General features: G+C 60.8%; 16 protein-coding genes. 10 read left to right on the forward strand and 6 right to left on the reverse strand.

The window, feature by feature from the left end:
- Positions 1-179 precede the first annotated feature (179 nt).
- On the reverse strand, positions 180-2,333 hold the full coding sequence (katG, locus tag L1073_RS12280) for a catalase/peroxidase HPI (protein WP_246899669.1): 2,154 nt from the start codon (positions 2,331-2,333) through the stop codon (positions 180-182).
- Positions 2,334-2,651: 318 nt separating this feature from the next.
- On the opposite strand from katG, the gene L1073_RS12285 reads away from it, so the two are divergent.
- Entirely contained in the window at positions 2,652-3,968 is a 1,317-nt protein-coding gene (locus tag L1073_RS12285; RefSeq protein ID WP_246899670.1) for an aspartate aminotransferase family protein, read from the forward strand.
- 83 nt (positions 3,969-4,051) lie between these two features.
- Here the strand turns inward: L1073_RS12285 and pdxR are convergent, their stop codons facing one another.
- On the reverse strand, positions 4,052-5,512 hold the full coding sequence (gene pdxR, locus L1073_RS12290; protein ID WP_246899671.1) for a MocR-like pyridoxine biosynthesis transcription factor PdxR: 1,461 nt from the start codon (positions 5,510-5,512) through the stop codon (positions 4,052-4,054).
- A gap of 192 nt (positions 5,513-5,704) precedes the next feature.
- Between pdxR and L1073_RS12295 the strand changes: the two genes are divergently transcribed.
- From L1073_RS12295 to L1073_RS12325, 7 genes are all read left to right on the forward strand, one after another.
- On the forward strand, positions 5,705-7,108 hold the full coding sequence (locus L1073_RS12295) for a sodium/glutamate symporter (protein WP_246899673.1): 1,404 nt from the start codon (positions 5,705-5,707) through the stop codon (positions 7,106-7,108).
- Entirely contained in the window at positions 7,105-8,733 is a 1,629-nt protein-coding gene (locus tag L1073_RS12300) for an amidohydrolase (protein WP_246899674.1), read from the forward strand. The genes L1073_RS12295 and L1073_RS12300 overlap by 4 nt, the downstream gene beginning before the upstream one ends.
- On the forward strand, positions 8,726-9,643 hold the full coding sequence (locus L1073_RS12305) for a CobW family GTP-binding protein (RefSeq protein WP_246899676.1): 918 nt from the start codon (positions 8,726-8,728) through the stop codon (positions 9,641-9,643). The genes L1073_RS12300 and L1073_RS12305 overlap by 8 nt, the downstream gene beginning before the upstream one ends.
- Before the next feature lie 185 nt (positions 9,644-9,828).
- Positions 9,829-10,752 (forward strand): transporter substrate-binding domain-containing protein, encoded by a 924-nt coding sequence (locus L1073_RS12310; protein ID WP_246899677.1) that lies wholly within the window; start codon positions 9,829-9,831, stop codon positions 10,750-10,752.
- Positions 10,753-10,832: 80 nt separating this feature from the next.
- Entirely contained in the window at positions 10,833-11,474 is a 642-nt protein-coding gene (locus L1073_RS12315) for an amino acid ABC transporter permease (RefSeq protein WP_246899679.1), read from the forward strand.
- A 24-nt stretch (positions 11,475-11,498) separates the two neighbouring features.
- On the forward strand, positions 11,499-12,164 hold the full coding sequence (locus L1073_RS12320; RefSeq protein ID WP_246899681.1) for an amino acid ABC transporter permease: 666 nt from the start codon (positions 11,499-11,501) through the stop codon (positions 12,162-12,164).
- Entirely contained in the window at positions 12,157-12,945 is a 789-nt protein-coding gene (locus L1073_RS12325; RefSeq protein ID WP_246899682.1) for an amino acid ABC transporter ATP-binding protein, read from the forward strand. Before L1073_RS12320 ends, L1073_RS12325 begins: the two co-directional genes overlap by 8 nt.
- Before the next feature lie 31 nt (positions 12,946-12,976).
- Here the strand turns inward: L1073_RS12325 and L1073_RS12330 are convergent, their stop codons facing one another.
- Complete coding sequence (locus tag L1073_RS12330; RefSeq protein ID WP_246899683.1) at positions 12,977-13,246, reverse strand: amidase family protein; 270 nt, start codon at positions 13,244-13,246, stop codon at positions 12,977-12,979.
- A gap of 81 nt (positions 13,247-13,327) precedes the next feature.
- Complete coding sequence (locus L1073_RS12335; RefSeq protein ID WP_246899685.1) at positions 13,328-14,587, reverse strand: D-alanyl-D-alanine carboxypeptidase family protein; 1,260 nt, start codon at positions 14,585-14,587, stop codon at positions 13,328-13,330.
- Positions 14,588-15,037: 450 nt separating this feature from the next.
- Here L1073_RS12335 and L1073_RS12340 point away from each other — a divergent pair, with 450 nt between their 5' ends.
- Complete coding sequence (locus L1073_RS12340; protein WP_246899687.1) at positions 15,038-15,436, forward strand: YkvA family protein; 399 nt, start codon at positions 15,038-15,040, stop codon at positions 15,434-15,436.
- Between the two features lie 71 nt (positions 15,437-15,507).
- Here L1073_RS12340 and L1073_RS12345 read toward each other — a convergent pair whose 3' ends face one another.
- Positions 15,508-16,284: a ferredoxin--NADP reductase gene (locus L1073_RS12345; RefSeq protein ID WP_246899688.1), complete on the reverse strand. Its 777-nt coding sequence runs from the start codon at positions 16,282-16,284 to the stop codon at positions 15,508-15,510.
- Between the two features lie 159 nt (positions 16,285-16,443).
- Here L1073_RS12345 and L1073_RS12350 point away from each other — a divergent pair, with 159 nt between their 5' ends.
- Positions 16,444-17,370, forward strand: coding sequence for a LysR family transcriptional regulator (locus tag L1073_RS12350; protein WP_246899690.1), 927 nt, complete (start codon positions 16,444-16,446; stop codon positions 17,368-17,370).
- 80 nt (positions 17,371-17,450) lie between these two features.
- Here L1073_RS12350 and L1073_RS12355 read toward each other — a convergent pair whose 3' ends face one another.
- Entirely contained in the window at positions 17,451-19,292 is a 1,842-nt protein-coding gene (locus L1073_RS12355; protein WP_246899692.1) for a methyl-accepting chemotaxis protein, read from the reverse strand.
- Positions 19,293-19,380 lie beyond the last annotated feature (88 nt).

Consider the following 19,380-nt stretch of genomic DNA (forward strand, 5'->3'; position numbering starts at 1 on the left):
TTGACGTTGGTACGTCGCTAACCGAAGAACACAAGTGTGCTGAAAGGCCAATACCAGGAAGGCATGGATAGGATCGAGTTCATCAAGCGGAGGGCTTACGGTATCGCGACACGAACGCTGCGTTTTGAAGCGTCCGTGTCGCGTTCCCGGCGTGCGATGCACGCTATAGGAAGGAGGTGTTACGCGACGTCGAAGCGGTCGGCGTTCATCACTTTCGTCCAGGCAGCGACGAAGTCTTTGACGAACTTCTCGTCATTATCGTCCTGGGCATAGACTTCCGCGTAAGAACGCAGCAGCGAGTTGGAACCAAAGACCAAGTCAACGCGTGACGCTGTCCACTTGACGGTGTCCGTTTGCCGGTCGCGGATCGTGTAAAGGCCGTTACCCGCTGGCTTCCAGGCATTGCCCATGTCGGTCAGATTGACGAAGAAATCATTGGTCAACTGGCCTTCACGGTCGGTGAAGACACCGTGCTGGGTACCGTCATGGTTGGTGCCCAGTACTCGCATACCGCCGAGTAGCACGGTCATTTCCGGCCCGGTCAGCCCCATCAACTGGGCACGGTCGAGCAGCATTTCTTCCGGCTTGACCACGTAATCTTTCTTCTGCCAATTACGGAAGCCATCGGCCAGCGGCTCCAACGATGCGAAGGAATCGGCATCGGTCATCTCATCAGTGGCATCGCCACGGCCTTTCAAGAACGGTACGCGCACATCATAGCCCGCCGCCTTCGCCGCTTTTTCGATACCCACGCTACCCGCCAACACGATCACATCGGCAATGCTGGCACCGGTATCAGCAGAGATCTTCTCATAAACACTGAGTACTTTAGCGAGACGCTCTGGCTCGTTCCCTTGCCACTCTTTCTGAGGCGCCAGGCGAATGCGAGCACCGTTAGCACCACCACGCATGTCGGAACCACGATACGTGCGAGCACTGTCCCAGGCGGTGCTGACCATCTCGCTAATACTCAGGCCGCTTTCAGCGATCTTCTGCTTAACGACTTCTTCGCTGTAGTCGGTATTACCAGCCGGAATCGGGTCCTGCCAAACCAAGTCTTCAGCCGGCACTTCCGGGCCGATGTAACGCGGTTTGGGCCCCAGGTCACGGTGGGTCAGCTTGAACCATGCCTTGGCGAAGGTCTGCTTGAAGTATTCCGGATCGGCCATGAATTTTTCGCAGAGCGCCCGGTAAGTCGGGTCCATCTTCATCGCCATATCCGCATCGGTCATGATCGGGTTATGACGGATCGACGGGTCGCTGGCATCGACCGGCTTGTCTTCTTCCTTGATGTTCACCGGCTCCCACTGATTAGCGCCAGCGGGGCTCTTCCTGAGTTCCCATTCGTAGCCGAAGAGCAGCTCAAAGTAGCCCATGTCGAACTGAGTGGGATTAGTGGTCCAAGCGCCTTCAATGCCCGATGTGATGGCGTTGCTCGCCTTGCCGCCCATGCTCGGGTTGCTCCAGCCAAAGCCCTGATTTTCAATATCGGACGCTTCGGGTTCGGCATCTAGCGCAGAGGCATCGCCATTACCGTGACATTTACCCACGGTATGACCACCCGCCGTCAGCGCGGCGGTTTCTTCGTCGTTCATCGCCATGCGGGCGAAGGTTTCACGTACCTGCTGAGCGGTTTTCAGCGGATCGGGCTGACCATTGACGCCTTCGGGGTTAACGTAGATAAGCCCCATTTGCACGGCGGCCAACGGGTTTTCCATGGTTTCTGGAGTATCGACGTCTTCATAACGCTCGTCGGAAGGCGCCAACCACTCTTTCTCATCACCCCAGTAAATGTCTTTTTCCGGCTCCCAGACATCTTCACGGCCGAAAGAGAACCCGTAGGACGGCAGCCCCATGGATTCATAAGCAACAGTGCCGGCCAGGATCATCAGGTCGGCCCAGCTAATCTTGTTGCCGTATTTCTTCTTGATCGGCCACAGCAAACGACGCGCCTTATCAAGGCTCGCGTTATCTGGCCAGGAGTTGAGCGGGGCGAAACGCTGGCTGCCGGTGCCGCCACCGCCACGCCCATCAGCGAGACGGTAGGTACCCGCAGAGTGCCATGCCATGCGGATCATCAGGCCGCCATAGTGGCCCCAGTCGGCCGGCCACCAGGCTTGGCTGTCGGTCATCAGCGCGTGAACGTCTTGCTTGAGCGCGTCGAAATCGAGCTTTCTGACTTCCTCACGGTAATCGAAGTCAGGATCCATCGGATTAGACTTGCGATCATGCTGGTGCAAGATATCCAGGTTAATACCTTCCGGCCACCAATCCTTATTGGAGGTGCCTGTGGAGGTATGACCACCATGCATTACCGGACATTTGCCGCTCATATTTCTTTCCCCTTCGTGCTTTTGGCCTTGGCGATGCTCAAGGAACTTACGGTCCGTGCCTTGATTATCGTGCTCACTTTTACGTGACAGCCATGCGTTATTGACTTAGCTATTTTTAAAGCATTCTCGCGATAGTAAAAATTTGTATTTATATACTCACCCAATAGCAATAAATTATCGCATGGCAGGGCGGTGTTCGATGTGGCATGTCACTGTCACGAGGTCGGCGTGTTTCTGGCTCTATCTAGGCATGGGGAACGCTGCCTAAGCTTGTGTGATAACCAACACCGTTCTTCGCCGACCGACAGGGTTTCGCTCATGACCTCGACCAACGACCTCGTTCGCCAACTCGACCGCCAGCATGTGTTCCATTCCTGGTCCCAACAGGGCCAGCTCGATCCGCTGGTGATCGCCGGCGGCGAAGGCTGCCGTCTCTGGGATTACGCGGGCAAGGAATATCTGGATTTCAGCAGCCAATTGGTGAATACCAACATCGGCCATCAGCACCCCAAGGTCATCGCCGCAATCAAGGAGCAGGCCGAGACACTCACCACGGTGGCGCCGGCGCACGCCAACCTGGCTCGAGGCGAGGCCGCCAAGCGCATCGTGGAGCGCGCACCACAGGGCTTTTCCAAGGTATTTTTTACCAACGCGGGGGCAGACGCCAACGAGAACGCCATCCGCATGGCGCGAAGCTTCACCGGGCGCGACAAGATCCTCTCGGCCTACCGCTCCTATCACGGCAATACCGGGTCGGCCATCGTCGCCACGGGCGATCCGCGCCGTGTACCCAATGAATTCGCACGGGGCCATGCGCACTTCTTCAATCCCTACCTGTATCGCAGCGACTTCTGGGCCAGCAACGAGCAAGAGGAATGCCAGCGTGCCTTGCAGCACCTGCGCCGGGTCATCGAGTGCGAGGGCCCCGGCGCCATCGCCGCCATTCTGCTCGAGCCGATCCCCGGCACAGCCGGCGTGCTGACGCCTCCGGCGGATTACTTGAAGGGCGTGCGGGCGCTGGCCGACGAGTTCGGTATCCTGTTGATCTTCGATGAAGTGATGGCCGGGTTCGGACGCACCGGGCGCTGGTTCGCCTTCGAGCATTACGGGGTCTCGCCGGATCTGATCGTGTTCGCCAAAGGCGTCAACTCCGGGTATGTGCCGGCCGGCGGCGTGGTGATCTCGGAGGCCATCAGTCGGCATTTCGACGAGCACATGTTCTTCGGCGGGCTCACCTATTCCGGACATCCGCTGGCGATGGCCTCCATCGTCGCGACCCTGGACGCCATGCACGAGGAAGGTGTGGTAGAGAACGCCGCCAGCATCGGTAAGGGCACGCTCGGCCAGGGCCTCGAACGCTTGGCGCGCGAGCATGCCATCGTCGGCGAGACACGCGGGCTGGGCGTCTTCCATGCTCTGGAACTGGTCAGCGACCGCGAACATCGCACGCCGCTTTCAGCGAGTGCGATGGGCGAGATCAAGCACGCCCTGCTCGCCGAGGGCATGCTGCCGTTCGTGGCCGAGAACCGCATTCATGTGGTACCGCCATGCATCGTCAGCGAGGCGGAGGCCCAGCGAGGGCTGGCGATTCTGGATCAAGTGCTGGGCGAGATGTCGACCAAGCACGCCGCTTGACCAGCCAGGGTGGGGGCATCGCCGTCGCCAATGCTGGATAGCATGCGCCGGGCCTTGTGCCCGGCGTTGTCGTGAGTACGCCGTTACTCCAGCGTGCGCGCCAGGCGTTCGATCCCCGGTTCGATGCGCTCGGCATCGATGGCGCCGAACCCCAGGCGCATGAAGTTACGCGGCGGCACGCGCTCGAAGAAGTGCTGAAAACCCGGTTCGATGAGTACGCCATCTTGCGCCGCCTGCCAGGCCAGGCGCTGGGTATCCACGTCTGGCGGGGCTTCCAACCAGAACACGCTGGCATGGTCGCCGCCGACACGCCGGCAGCTGGGCATATGCGTCTTGATGGCCTCGTTCATCGTTTCCCAGCGCAGGCGCATCTCGTCAGCGAATAACCGCAGATATCGATCGTAATGTCCCTGAGCGAGAAATTGCGCCATTTGCTGTTGTAGCCCCGAGGGCGGGTGACGATACATCAGCCGCCGCAGCGCGCGTAGTTCATCGATCAGCTCGGCATCGGCCACCAGATAGCCCAGTCGTAGTCCCGGCGAAAGCGGTTTGGACAGGCTACTCATGTAGATCACCCGATCGCCGACACGGCTGGCTTTCAGGGCCGGCTGGGCCTGGTGGTCGAAATTCACTTCCGCGTCGTAATCGTCCTCGAGCACGACCTGATCGAAACGCTGGACCTGCTGAATCAACCGCTCGCGACGCACGCGACTCATGGTAACGCCGGTCGGCCCCTGATGGCTGGGCGTCACGTAGAGATAGTCGCAGCGTGGCGTCTCGGCATCGAGCTGCATGCCTTCGCCGTCCACGTGCTGGTAGTGAAGTTGGGCGCCCTGGCGCAGGAAGACATTGACCGCCTCGCGATACCCGGGATTCTCGACGGCGACACGCGTTTTCTGGTCGAACAACAACTGCGCGATCAAGAACAAGGCGTTTTGTGAGCCCAGCGTCACCAGAATCTCATCGCTCTGCGCATGAATGCCACGCTTGGGCAGCACCCGCGTGCGCAACTGCTCGACCAGCATCGGGTCGTCCTGATCGTAGCGGTCGCTGAGCCAGTGACGCTCGCGGTTCGCGCCCAGCAGGCGTCGCGAGGTCTCGCGCCATTGTTCGAGGGGAAACAGCCGCGTATCCAGTTGCCCATACACGAAGGGGAACTCGTAATGCATCCAGTTGCTGGGACGCAGCACGCCCTGCAAGTGGCTGGGGCGATGCGTGAAGCGTTTGCTCCAGGATGGTGCATCCACTGTCGTCTGGCGCGTCGCTTGAGCCAGCGCCAGGGTATCGCTGTCGTGATAAGCGTCGTGCAGGTAGTAACCGCTACGCGGCCGGCTGACCAGATAGCCGTCCTCAACCAGGCCTTCGTACACCAACGCCACGGTATTGCGCGAGATACCCAATTGCAGGGACAAACGGCGGCATGACGGCAACGCCTCGTCGGCGGGAATGGTCCCGGTGTGGATAGCATCGAGCAGCGACTCGCGCAGTTGTTCCTGCAGTCCGCGCTGAGTATCGAAATCGAGATGGAAATAATGGTCGAGCATCGTTCTCTCCCGATGAGGCATCACACCGGAATAGATGCAAGGGTCAGGCCATCAGTAGCCAAGCTGCGCTATTAACTGTCTCAGTCAAAATGGTCAACTGTCCTGTGGTGCCCTAATGAACCCACTTTAGTATCAATCGAGCGTTGCCAAAGATGGCGACTCTATAACAACTTCAATTATGAGGGCTCCACCATGGGAAGCACCTTTCATGGCGTCATTTCCTTTGCATTGATAGCCGGTCTGCTGGTTATCGGCAGTCTGTTACGCAGTCGTCTTGGCTGGCTGCGTGCAAGCTTGGTCCCAGGCAGCATCGTTGCGGGTGTCATCGGCTTCATTCTGCTCTCCTCGGGATTGATTCCCGGCTACGGCCCTTCCGATTTCACCGCGCTGTCTTTTCACTTCTTTACATTGAGTTTCATGTCGCTATGCCTGACCGGCAGCCCCAAGCCGGTGGCCGGTGAACAGCGCCAGGGAATCGTCGGTGGCGGGCTGTGGCTGACCCTGATCTGGACCCTCAGTCTCGGCGCCCAGGCAGTGATCGGTTTCGGTCTGATGGCGGGCTACGATCTGATCAGCGGCAGCGATCTCAGCTCGCTGCTCGGCGCCATTGTCACTCACGGCTTTACTCAAGGGCCGGGGCAGGCGCTGACCTACGGCACGATCTGGGAGAACGATTACGGTATCGCCAACGCCGCACAGGTGGGCGTGATCTTCGCCTCGCTGGGCTTCGTGGCCGCCTTCGTCGTCGGTGTACCGGCCGCACGCTACTTCCTCAAGCGAGGGCTCAACGCCAACCGCAACTCGACCCTGGACGACGATTTCGTTCACGGCTTTCATGCCCCCGAGGCCCAACCCTCTGCCGGTAAGCAGGTGTCCCACTCCGGCACCGTCGACTCGCTGGCCTGGCACATTGGCCTGCTGGGCGTGGCCTACGTCATCACCTACGTGTGGCTTACAGCCATGCAGCCATTGGTAGCCGGCAATCAGGTGCTGTCGGTATTCTTCAGCTATAACCTGTTCTTCATTCACGGCCTGACGGTCTGCGTGCTGATGCGCATGGCGATCGACCGCTTCGGCTGGGCCGACAAGGTCGACGACGACACGCTCAAGCGCATCACCAGTGGCTCGGTGGACTTCATGGTCGTCGCCACCCTGATGAGTATCCAGATCGCCGTACTCTCGGCCTTGCTGGTGCCGATCCTGCTCATCGCGGTCGCGGTCACGCTGGTCACCTTCCTGGGTGCGATGGCGATCGGGCGTCTCAGCGGCCGGCTCGGGCCGGAGCGCGCCGTCACTGCCTTCGGCTGCTGCTGCGGCTCCACCGGTACCGGCCTGCTGTTGCTGCGCATGCTGGATGCCGACTTCAGCACCTCGGTGCCCAAGGAGCTGGCGTTCTTCAATATCGCGATCATCGTGGTCAATATTCCGACACTATTCTTCGTCGCCCCGATTGCGCCTTCCCTCGGCACCTGGAGCTACCTGGCGATCTTCAGTGGCTACGTGGTACTGATGCTGGTGTGCATCCCGCTGCTACTAAAATGGCAGCGCCGTCGGGGTGGTGAGACATCTTCCGTTCAGGAGCCGACCCCCTCATGAGTCATCGCATTTTCTCCGCCCGACGCATCCTGACCATGAACCCCTCGCAGCCGGAGGCTACCCACATCGCGATCCGCGACGGCCGGATCCTCGGCGTCGGCGCACTGGAAACGCTGATGGATCTGGGGGACTTCGAACTCGACGAGCGCTTCGCCGACAAGGTCATTCTGCCCGGCTTCGTCGAGGGTCACAGCCACGCGCTCGAGGGCGTGCTGTGGGAGTACCCCTACGCCGGCTTCTTCCCGCGCCAGGACCCCGAAGGCCAAACCTGGCCAGGCTTGACGGACATCGAATCGCTGCAGCGCCATCTCGGCGAGCAGGCGGCCGATCTGCCGACGGACACGCCGCTGATAGCCTGGGGCTTCGATCCGATCTACTTCCCCGATCGCCGCCTGGATCGCAACGACCTCGACGCCGTCGACGCCGAACGCCCGATCGTTGTCATCCACGCCAACCTGCACATGATGACGGTCAACGGCGCCATGCTGCGTCTCTCGGATCTCGAGTCACAGGCCGACATCGAAGGCGTGGTGACCTTCGACGACGGCCGACCCAACGGTGAGCTGCGCGAGATGGCGGCGATGTTCGCGATTTTCGATACCCTGAATCTCGATCTCTTCGAGCGCGGCAGCGAGGAGACCACGCTCGAACGCTACGCCCGCATCGCCCAGCGCCACGGCGTGACCACGCTCACCGATCTCTACAATCCGCTCAGCGACGACGGCGTCGAGAGTATGCAGCGCACCTGCAACCGGAACGACGTGCCGATGCGCCTGGCGCCGGCCATGAGCGCACTGACCTATACGCCGGAGGACGGCATCGACCGGGTGCTCGGCTGTGGTGAAAAGAGCAGCGACAAGCTGCATTTCGGGCTGGTCAAACTGATGACCGACGGCTCGATCCAGGGCTATACCGCGCGCCTCAAGTGGCCGGGCTATCACGACGGCTCGCCCAACGGCATGTGGAACGCCGAACCCGAACGTCTGACCGAGGTCGTCCACCGCTATCATCAGGCCGGGCTGCAGCTGCATATCCACACCAACGGCGACGAAGCCGTCGAGCTGATGCTGGACGCCATCGAATCGGCGCTGGAACTATGGCCCCGCGCCGATCATCGCCACACCCTGCAGCACTGCCAGATCATTGATCATGCCCAGTTGAAGCGCGCCGCACGGCTGGGGGTATGTCTCAACATGTTCGCCAATCATCTCTACTACTGGGGCGACATTCACCGCTCGCGCACGCTGGGTTTCGAACGCTGCCAGCGCCTCGAACCGCTGGCCTCGGCGGATCGGCTGGGCATTCCGATCGCCGCTCACTGCGATGCCCCGGTCACCCCGCTGGCGCCGCTGTTCACGGCGTGGTGCGCGGTCGCCCGTCAGACCGCCAGCGGCGAGGTACTGGGCCCGCAAGAGGCACTGAGCGTGGAACGCGCGCTGCGCCTGATCACGCTGGATGCAGCCTATACCCTGAAGCTCGACGATCGCGTCGGCAGCCTGGAGATCGGCAAGTTCGCCGACATGGCGGTGCTCGACGAGGACCCGCGCGACGTGCCGTTGGAGCGGCTGGCCTCGATCGGCGTTGTCGCCACGGTCATCGGCGGGCAAGTCTTCAGCAATGTCTAAACCCATCGACGGCGCGATACCCGTGACCCTGGTGGCCGGTTATCTCGGCGCCGGCAAGACCACCTGGCTCAACGCCCATCTGCGAGACGGCGTGGCGCCGGATACGCTGGTGCTGGTCAACGACTTCGGCACCATCAATGTCGATGCCGAGCTGATCGACTATGCCGGGGAACGTCTGCTCAAGCTCAGCAGCGGCTGCCTGTGCTGCTCGCTGAGCGACGAGCTGGGCACGCAGCTCTCGCGCATCGGCCGCTGGCCGGAACCGCCGGCAGCGCTAATCATCGAGACCAGCGGCATCGCCCGGCCGCAACGCATCGCCGACCTGATCCGCGTGGCACGCCGCTTCCGTCTGGACCGGATCGTCACCCTGGTCGATCTGGCCAGTCTCGCGCAGCGTCTGAATGACAGCCGCGTCGGCGAGCTGGTGGCGGCTCAGATCGCCAGTGCCGACCGGCTCTCCCTAAATCGCGGCGACGATCTCGACCCGGCCGAGCGCGAACACCTGATCCGTCAGTTGCAGTCGCTCAACCCCACGGCTCATGTCGTACTCACCGGTGCCGGCGTTGACTCCAGCGACGAGAGGACACCGAAACCCGCCCCGGCTCGACCGCTGACACTGCATCCCACCGCCAAAGATCGCGACCCCGAGTGGCAGCGCTTCGCGATCGCCCTTCCACCCTCGCTGACACGGCAAACGCTGGAAGCGCTGCTGACCGAGCATGCGGACGGCCTGGCGCGGGCCAAGGGATTCATTCAAGCCGACGGCCGGCACTACGTCTTTCAGTGGAGCGGCGGACGGGCCGAGTGGACCCCGACCGCACCACGCTCAGGCGCAAGCCAGCTTGTAGGCATCGGCTTTATCGGCAATTCCTTCGACGCACTGATCTCGGCGCTAAAGGCACTGACCTGACTTGCTAGCGGCATCATTAGGCGTCGAAACATCTGGCCAACCGACGTCTCCCAACTGGCTCTATAGCGACCAACGTCGAATTCTTTAGGGTGGAATCACCACGTTCGAGATTGCTCCGCATGGCGAGCCGTCTTCGGTCTCAGCCAATGATCTCAACAACAACAGCAACAGCGAAGGTGATTATGATGCTTTCCACGACTCGCAACGCAAGTCGCACTACAGGTTCGACTCCCCACTACCGCTTCCCCAAGGTCCGTTTCTCCAAGACCATTGCCGCTACCCTGGCCGGCACCTTGATGTCACTGTCGTTACCCGCCCTGGCGGCGGACCTGGAGGAAATCCAGGAGCGCGGTTACATGGAGGTGGCCACCGAGGATAATTACGCGCCCTTCAACTTCATCGAAGGCGGCGATGCCAAGGGCTTCAACGCCGATATGCTCGAAGAGCTGCGCGATTACGCCGACTTCGAGATTCGTCAGGAAATCCTGCCGTGGACCGGCCTTTTGGCGGCGGTCTCCAACGACCAGTACGACATGGCCTTGACCGGCGCGTCCGTCTCCGATGAACGCTTACGCGTATTCAACTACACCCCGCCCTACGCCTCTGCTCAGCATTTCGCCATCAAGCGCGCCGACGATGACAGCATCAGCGATGTCGATGATCTCAGCGATAAGCAAGTCGGCGTTCAAGCCGGCAGCGTACTGCTCTCGCGCCTGCCGGAGCTGGAGACGATGCTCGAGGACGACGGCGGCGAACTCGGCGAGGTCGTGGAGTACGAATCTTATCCCGAAGCCTTTGCCGATCTGGCCAATGGGCGCCTGGATTACGTTATCGATTCGGCGGTGCCAGTGAATACACTGGTTGACTCCAAACCGGATGTCTTCGCCAAGGGCCCGGCGGTATCCGGGGCGGGCTATGTCTCCTGGCCGATTCCCAAGGATAGTCCGGAACTGCTGGAGTACATGACCGGCTTCCTGGAGCACCTCAAGGAAAACGGCCGCCTCGCCGAGCTGCAGGAAAAATGGTTCGGGGAAAGCTTCACGGATCTTCCCGAGAAGCCGCTGACCAGCGTCGAGCAATTCCACGAACTGGCCGGCCTCGACGACTGAGTGCTTGCCCATCCCTGTGTACTGCGGCGCTGTGGCCTGGCCATGGCGCCGCACTCATTCCTTAACTCGGGGACTCTGTCATGAATGCCAGCGCCTGGAACATGTTGCTGGAAGGGGCCTGGACCACCGTCTGGATTTCCGCTGTCTCGATTGCTATCGGGGTCGTGGCAGGCTTGGTGATCGCCCTGATTCGCCTCGCACGAATTCCCATCATCGATCAACTGCTAGTGCTCTACATCAGCGTGGCCCGCGCCACACCATTGGTGACCCTGGCACTGTTCATCTTTCTCAGCGCCCCCGATCTGGGGCTCGACCTCAATCGCAGCGTCGCCGGCATCCTGGCGTTGACGCTCAATACCACCGCCTTCAATGCCGAGATCTGGCGCAGCGCATTTCGCAATTTCTCCCGCGAGCAAAGCGAAGCGGCCATGGCGATAGGTATGACGCCATGGGTCACCTTTCGCCGCATCATGCTGCCGCAGATGGTGATTACCAGCCTGCCGGGGCTAGTCAACGAGATGTCCTTTCTGATCAAGGGCAGTCCCGCCATCGCAGTGATCGGCATCGTCGACCTGACCCGCGTGACCAATCGCATTTCGGCGGTGACCTATGAGCCACTGCCGCCCATTCTCGTCGCCGGCGCGCTCTACATGGCGATAATCGGTTGCCTGGTATGGCTACAGCGTCTCGCCGAACGCCGTGCCAACCGGCTGGCCATGTGAGGATAAAACGGTGAGGAGACAACCATGAGCAATTGGGAAATTCTTTGGGATGAGCGCGCACAGTTCTGGAGTGGTTTTCTGAGCACCCTGGAAATATTTGGCCTATCGATCATGGGTGCCTTTGTGATCGGCTGCGGCTTGCTGTATTTACTCGAAGGTAGCCGCAAGCGGCTGACCACGCCACTGCGCATTTTTATCGACGGTATGCGCATGCTGCCGTTTTTGATCCTTGCCTATCTGCTGTATTACGGCTTACCAAGCGTCGGTATTCGCCTTGATGCCTGGGGAGCAGGGGTCGGCGCTTTGGCGGTCTATCACGGCTGCTACTTTGCCGAAATCTTCCGCGGCAATCGCTTGACCTTTCCGCCGGGGCAGATCGAAGCCGCCCAGGCGCATGGCTTCACCAAGGGCAAATTATTCTTTCGCCTGCTGCTGCCGCAGATCATCATGCAAACCCGCCCATTGCTGGGCAACCAGCTAATCTATGCGCTCAAGGACACGGCCTTTCTCGTCATCATCACCGTGGGTGAGTTGACTGCCGCCGCCAACAGCTTATCGAGTACCTATTTCATTCCCACCGAGGCATTCATCGTCGTGATCGGTTTCTACTGGGCGATCAGCGTGACGATGGAAATCATCATCAAACAATGCGGGCGTTTCAGCGCCAAACGGGGATTCGACAATGTCTGAAGCAAACACGTCTGAGACGGCTGCGGTTTCGATCCGCCATCTTTCGAAAAGCTTCGATGACGTCGAAGTGTTACGCGATGTCGAGCTGGAAGTAAAAACCGGCGAGGTAGTGACGATCATCGGCTCGTCCGGCTCGGGCAAGTCGACGCTATTGCGTTGTATCAATTGGCTGGAAAAACCCGACCGGGGCAGCATTCATATCGCCGGGCAGCGCATCGGGGTCCACGATGACGGTCGTCCCATGCCCGTGCGTGAGCTGGCCAAAGTACGCGCGCAAACCGGTATGGTATTCCAAGGCTTCAATCTATGGCCGCATCTCAACGTGCTGCACAACGTCACCGAGGCGCCCATCCACGTGCAGGGCAAGTCCAAGCGCGAAGCCGAGGAACTCGCCACGGCATTGCTCGAGAAGGTGGGCATGTCGCAAAAGCATGATAGCTATCCCAATACGCTCTCGGGCGGCCAGAAACAGCGCGTGGCCATCGCCCGGGCGCTGGCCATGCAACCAGCAGTGATGCTCTTCGACGAGCCTACTTCGGCGCTCGACCCGGAGCTGGTGGGCGAAGTGCTGGCGGTGATCAAGGACCTTTCCGCCGAGGGATACACCATGGTCATGGTGACGCACGAGATGGCCTTCGCCCGCGCGGTGTCCGATCAGGTGGTCTTCCTGGAAAAAGGCCTGATCATCGAACGCGCCGATCCGGAGACCTTCTTCACCACTCCCAAGACTGATCGTGTGCGCAAGTTCCTCGAAAACCACGATACGCCCTCGTCCGCCTGAACGGACGAGGGCGATGGCCGACTGACCTCGTTCAGCCTGTCCGAGCGGGGTCAGGCACGGTCGGGAAGCGCGGTGGATACGCCTGCATGAAGGCATTACAGGCACGCAGGACGCGGATATCGTCGAACTTGCCACCCGCAAGCTGGAAACCTACCGGCATGCCCGTGTCGGTGAAGCCGCACGGCACGGAGGCGGCGGGCTGCTGGCTGAGGTTGAAGGGATACGAGAACGGTGCCCATTCTTCCCAGTCGCGCATACCGCTGCGGGGCGGTACTTCGTGATTGACCGCGAACGGTGACACCGAAACCGAGGGGAGTCGGCATTTCGACAATCTCCTGAGCGCGGGGATTGAAAGTGGAAGTACCTGAGACCCACCAAGAACCTATTGGCCGGCCCCCATGGCGACCACGACGCAGTCCACACCCTCGCGTGCCAGTTGCCGGCACCCACGGCGCGCCTGGGTTTCCTCGAGATCCACCAACTGTGCCCGAAAAACGCCGCCATCGCCTTGCACCGGTGATACCGCCACGCGGCCGTCGAGATCGGCGGGCAGGAAGTCGGCGGCTTGAGCGGCCTGCCGACGCGCCCGGGTACGGTCGCTGAACGCGCCCACCTGCACGGCCCAGGCACCGTTGGCGACGGCCGAACGAGCCCCGCCTGCATCGCCGTCCTCGTATTCCGCCTGGGCGATCAAGTCACGAATGGGGTCATCGGCAGGCGTAGGCGCTGAGTCACTCGTTGGGGTGGCCTGCAAACTATCCCCGTAAATGTCTGCCTCCGCGATCCAGTCACCATGCGCGACCGATTCGGCGCGGGCGAAGCCACGATCGAGCAGTTCGCTCATATGGGCATCGCGTGACTGAGCGGTAAACCCGCCCATGACTACGGAGAGCAGACGCCGTCCATCATGCACAGCGGAAGTCGCCACATTGAAGCCCGAGGCGCGAATGTACCCCGTCTTGAGGCCATCGGTACCTGCATAGTTATCGAGCAGTCGGTTGTGGCCTTGGTAGCGCTTGCCATGCCAGGTGAATTCAGTCTTGGCGAATATCGGGTAGTAGCTCGGGAAGTCCTGCATCAGACGCAGCGCGAGAATCGCCATGTCACGCGCGGTGGTGACTTGGCGGTCATCGGGCAGCCCCGAGGCATTGCGAAACGTTGTGTGCGCCATGCCGAGGGCGCGCGCCTTGTCGGTCATCTGACCGGCAAAGGTAGACTCGCTACCGGCCAGCCCCTCGGCCACCACCGCCGCCACATCGTTGGCGGATTTGACCACCAGGATATTGATGGCATCTTCCACCTTCACCGTTTCCCCAGGTTTCACGCCCATCTTGGACGGCGGTTTCGAGGCGGCATATGTTGATACCGGCAAGCGCGACTCCATACTCAGCGAGTCGTCCTCGAGCGCCTCGAAAAGCAAGTAGAGCGTCATCATCTTGGTCAACGACGCAGGATAGCGCGTCGCATCGGCGTTGGCGGCATGCAGGACGGCGCCGCTCTCAGTGTCGATGACGATGGACGCATAACGCGGGTTGGGCGCCGCCTGAGCCGCAGGAAGCATACACAATGCCATCACGAAAACGATCAGCGTGAGCAACACAGGCAACGCGCGCGCGTGATGATGAGAAAGCGGGGACGTCATTTGTTATGTCCTTGAAGGAGGAATCCCTCGTGGGTCTACTCGTAACATTGGCCGCAACATTTATTATGGCGACGCCACAAAGCAATGACATGGAGATTATGAGCGAGAGACGCGCTCTATACAGCCCCTATGGGCATTTTGGGCACCATTCGTGACATTTCGCAAACTTTTGTCATGCCATGACGACTGACAGCTCCTCGTGCACCACTCTTGTATGAGCCTCACGCCACCGTTACGAGCGCTCTCGCCATCGCCTTGATCATCGTATCTGCACAGTATTCCATGCCGGCTAGAACCTGCTCGGCAAATGCGGTGAGCCGTCATGCTCGGTGCTCATGTTCATCGCGTGGTGAGACATTTGCGCTTGAGCGCCCCCCAATATGGCGCCTACTATCTTGAAAACGCGTGACACATAGAGGTGTCGCGCGTTATTCACGACAAGGAGCGTGTATGACGCCACGCCATGACCCCATCGACGAGACGCCGCTGCCCGATACCACCGATGTGGTACCGGGAGAAACGGTCGATTACGCAGATACGTTCCAGGAGCAGCGTTTCTGGCACAAGATCACCCACTACGGACGCCGTGCCGGGCGCGAAGTCATCCGCCGCGCGCTTCAGCGCTATTTCGTATTGCAACGTCCCGATGTCCCGATGTGGGCGAAAACCACGATCCTCGGCGCGCTGGGGTATTTCATCTCGCCGTTGGATGCCATTCCCGACCTGATCCCCGTCGGCGGTTATGTCGACGACGCCAGTGTGCTCGGCGCCGCGCTGATTGCGGTATCGGTCTACATCGACGATGACGTCAAGGCTCGCGCCGACAATGCCATGCCCAAGTGGTTGTGAGTCAGCCTGAACCACAAAAGCCCCTGACGATGTCAGAGGCCTCTTGAATCACGCCGTAACGCCGCCGTCGATCACTTCTCCACAAAGGCGCGCTCGATGACGTAGTCGCCGGGCTCACCCATGCGCGGGGAAATGTTGAAGCCTAGCTCGTCAAGCATGGCGCTAGTGTCGTCGAGCATCGCCGGGCTGCCGCAGATCATCGCGCGGTCCTGCTTGGGATCGAGCTCGGGAAGGCCGGTATCGGTGAATAGCTTGCCGCTACGGATATGATCGGTCAGGCGCCCCATGGTGTGGAAGTCTTCACGCGTCACGGTGGGATAGTAGACCAGCTTCTCGCTGATCTCCTCGCCCAGGTACTCATGAGCCGGCAGCTCCTGGGTGATGAAGTCGGCATAGGCCAGCTCGCTGACCGTGCGCACGCCGTGGACCAGCACGATCTTTTCGAAGCGCTCGTAGACTTCCGGGTCCTGGATCAGGCTCAGGAACGGCGCCAGGCCGGTACCGGTGGATAGCAGGTACAAGTTACGGCCCGGTAGCAGGTCATCGACGACCAGCGTGCCGGTCGGCTTGCGGCTGACCATGATCTGATCGCCGACCTTGAGATGCTGCAGCCGAGAGGTCAGCGGACCATCCTGCACCTTGATGCTGAAGAACTCGAGGTGATCCTCATAGTTGGGGCTGGCCACCGAGTAGGCCCGCAGCAGCGGCTTGCCATCGGCTTCCAGACCGATCATCACGAACTGGCCGTTCTTGAAGCGCAGGCTACGCTCGCGCGTGGTGCGGAAGCTGAACAGGGTATCGTTCCAGTGATGAACGCTGAGAACTTCTTCAAGTGCCAGTTTACTCACGAATCACTCCTTACCTTATAACCGGAAAGCATTATCTGCTTAAATTGAAGTTGCACGAATTATAAGACTTAACCAATATATCTGTTAAATGAATTGTATGGATATCGGTTATCTATCTAGCCGATATAGAACGGTCGATGAGATCGCCAGGAGATCATCATGCGCTACACCCTGCGCCAGCTCGAAGTCTTCGTCGCCATCGCGCAGCATGAAAGCGTGTCCCGCGCGGCGCAGCGCCTGGCGATGTCGCAGTCCGCCACCAGCACTGCCCTCGCGGAGCTGGAACGGCAGTTCGACTGCCAGTTGCTCGACCGCATCGGCAAGCGGCTCAAGCTCAATGCGCTGGGCTTTCAGCTGCTGCCCAAGGCCGTGGCGCTGCTCGACCGCGGCGAGGAAATCGAAGAACTGCTCAAAGGCCAGCGCGGCATCGGCTCGTTGGATGTCGGTGCGACGCTGACTATCGGCAACTATCTGGCGACGCTGCTGATCAGCGACTTCATGCGTCACCACCCGGGCAGTCGCGTGCGTCTGCATGTGCGCAACACCGCCTCCATCGTCGAGCGCATCGCCCATCACGAGCTGGATCTCGGTCTGATCGAGGGGGACTGTCAGCATGATGACATCGTCATGCAACCCTGGGTCGAGGACGAACTCACGGTCTTCTGCTCGCCACGTCATCCATTGGCCAGTGCCGGTGAGGCGGATCTGGAAGCGCTGATGCGCGAGGACTGGATCATGCGCGAGGAGGGCTCGGGCACGCGCCGTACGCTGGACCAGGCGATGCGCCACCGGCGTGGACGGCTCAATGTGCTGCTCGAGCTGGAGCACACCGAGGCCATCAAGCGCGCGGTGGAATCAGGGCTTGGCATCGGCTGCGTCTCGCACCTGGCCCTGCGCGACGCCTTTCGGCGCGGCAGCCTGGTGCCCATCGCCACGCCGGCGCTCGACCTGACACGCCAGTTCGCCTTCATCTGGCACCGGCACAAGTACCTGACCACCGCCATGCGCGAATTCCTGCGTCTATGCCGCGAGATGACTGCCGGCGTCCAGCGCAGCGACGACATCGACCTGCCGGCCGTTCCCTAGGGTCGCCGTTGTAGAAACGGCCAACCAAAACGGCCCACCGGCGTATGCCGGTGGGCCGTGGTGGCGCGGGGAAATCCCGACTAGGTCTTGGTCAACGCGGGGCGCGTTTGCGTTTGTCCGTCTTCGCGCAGACTGAAGCGGCCCACGACCTCGGCTAGACGCGCAGCCTGGTCACGCATCTGCTCGGCGGCGACGGTGGATTCCTCGACCATCGAGGCGTTGTGCTGGGTCATTTGATCCAGGTCGTTGACGGCCTGGTTGACCTGAGTCACGCCTTGGCTTTGTTCCTGCGTGGCGGCGTTGATCTCGGCGAGAACATCGGAGACCCGCGCCACGGCGGTGACGATTTCCTGCATGCTGTCACCCGCCAGGCGCACCATATCGGTCCCCTCACGGGTCTGGGTCACCGAGGCATCGATCAGCTTCTTGATGTCATCGGCTGCCGAGGCCGAGCGGCTCGCCAGTTGACGCACTTCATTGGCGACCACCGCGAAACCACGACCCTGCTCACCGGCGCGCGCCGCCTCAACCGAGGCATTGAGCGCCAGCAGGTTGGTCTGGAAGGCGATTTCGTCGATCAAGCGCACGATATCGGAAATCTGCGTCGTCTGGGCATTGACCTCTTCCATGGTGTTGACCGCCTTGCGCGCGATATCACCACCATGATTGGCCGCCGTGGTCGCCTCCCGGGAGAGCTGGTCGGCCTGGCTGGCAGAGTTTGCGGTATTTTCCACCGTGCTGGCGATCTGTTCCATGGCGGTAGAGGTTTCCTGCAAGCTGGAAGCGGCCTGCTCGGTACGCCGCGAGAGGTCCTGGCTACCATGGGCGATTTCGCTGGAGGCCTCGCTCACCGAGGTACTGCTGGCACGTACTTCGAGGAGGACCTCGTTGACGGCATCGGCAAAGCCATTGAAGCCCTCGGCGATTTGCGCTACTTCGTCGCGACCGTCGATCTCGAGCCGGCGCGTCAGATCGCCTTCACCGGAAGCGATATCGAACATGGCATCGCGTGCCTGGCGCAGACGGCGGAAGATCGGCGACAACAGCACCCACAGCAGCAAGGCAGCAATCAGACCGGACACGACCATTGCGATGAGCGTGGAGTGCAGTACGCCTTGCACGCCAGCGTTGGCTTCGGTGAGGTCCAGCGCGATGACCAGGCGCCAGTCGGTTTCCGGCACCTCCACAGCATATAAGAGGACATCGCGGCCATCGATGATGGCTTCTTTGGGGGTCCCTTCGCGCGCCAGCGTGTCAAGCCATGCCGGCGTCAGGCTATCGTCAAGCGCCGTCGAAGGTTCCAAGGCCAGACTGGTGTCCCGATAGGCAACAATATCGCTGTCCTGATTGACGAGGAACGCGAAGCTGCTTTGGCTCGGACGGATCGATGTCACGTTGTCGGTGACATCGGCCAGGCTGACATCGGCGCCGATCACGGCTCGAGTGTCGCCATCCTCGATGACCGGCGTGGCGAACGCTACCACCAGGCTGTCGGTGACCATGTCCAGATAGGGCGGGCTGGCAATGCTCTTACCGGCCTCGACGGCCGACTGGTACCAGGGGCGTTGGGTAGGGTCGTAATCTTCCGGTGGTTGCCAGTTGTCGTTGGTAATCAGGCGCTTGTCCGGCAAGCCGACGTATACCTGGCTGAAGTCGCCGGCCACGGCGGTCTGCTGCAAGGCCGGAACGAAATCGTCATTGTCGAGCGCCGGTGGCAGCGCTTCGATCAGGCGCTTCTTGCTCACGGCCCAATTTTCGATGGACTCGACATGGCCACGTGCCACGCCATCGAGCATATCGGTATTGATAGCGCGCTGATGCTGGCTCACCAGCCAGTAATTGACGCCGCCCATTGCGGCCAAGGCGACCAGGATCATGGCGACGCAGGCCACCATGATCCGGGTTTGAAGCGATGTAAACATTAATGAGTGCCTATCGTTGGGGGATGCCTCCTTTGATTAACGGCACTCATGGAAAAAACTTTAAGCGAGATGCTTGTTCATGTCTGGC

It is taken from the genome of Chromohalobacter nigrandesensis, assembly GCF_023061285.1.
GTDB classification, from domain to species: Bacteria; Pseudomonadota; Gammaproteobacteria; order Pseudomonadales; family Halomonadaceae; genus Chromohalobacter; species Chromohalobacter nigrandesensis.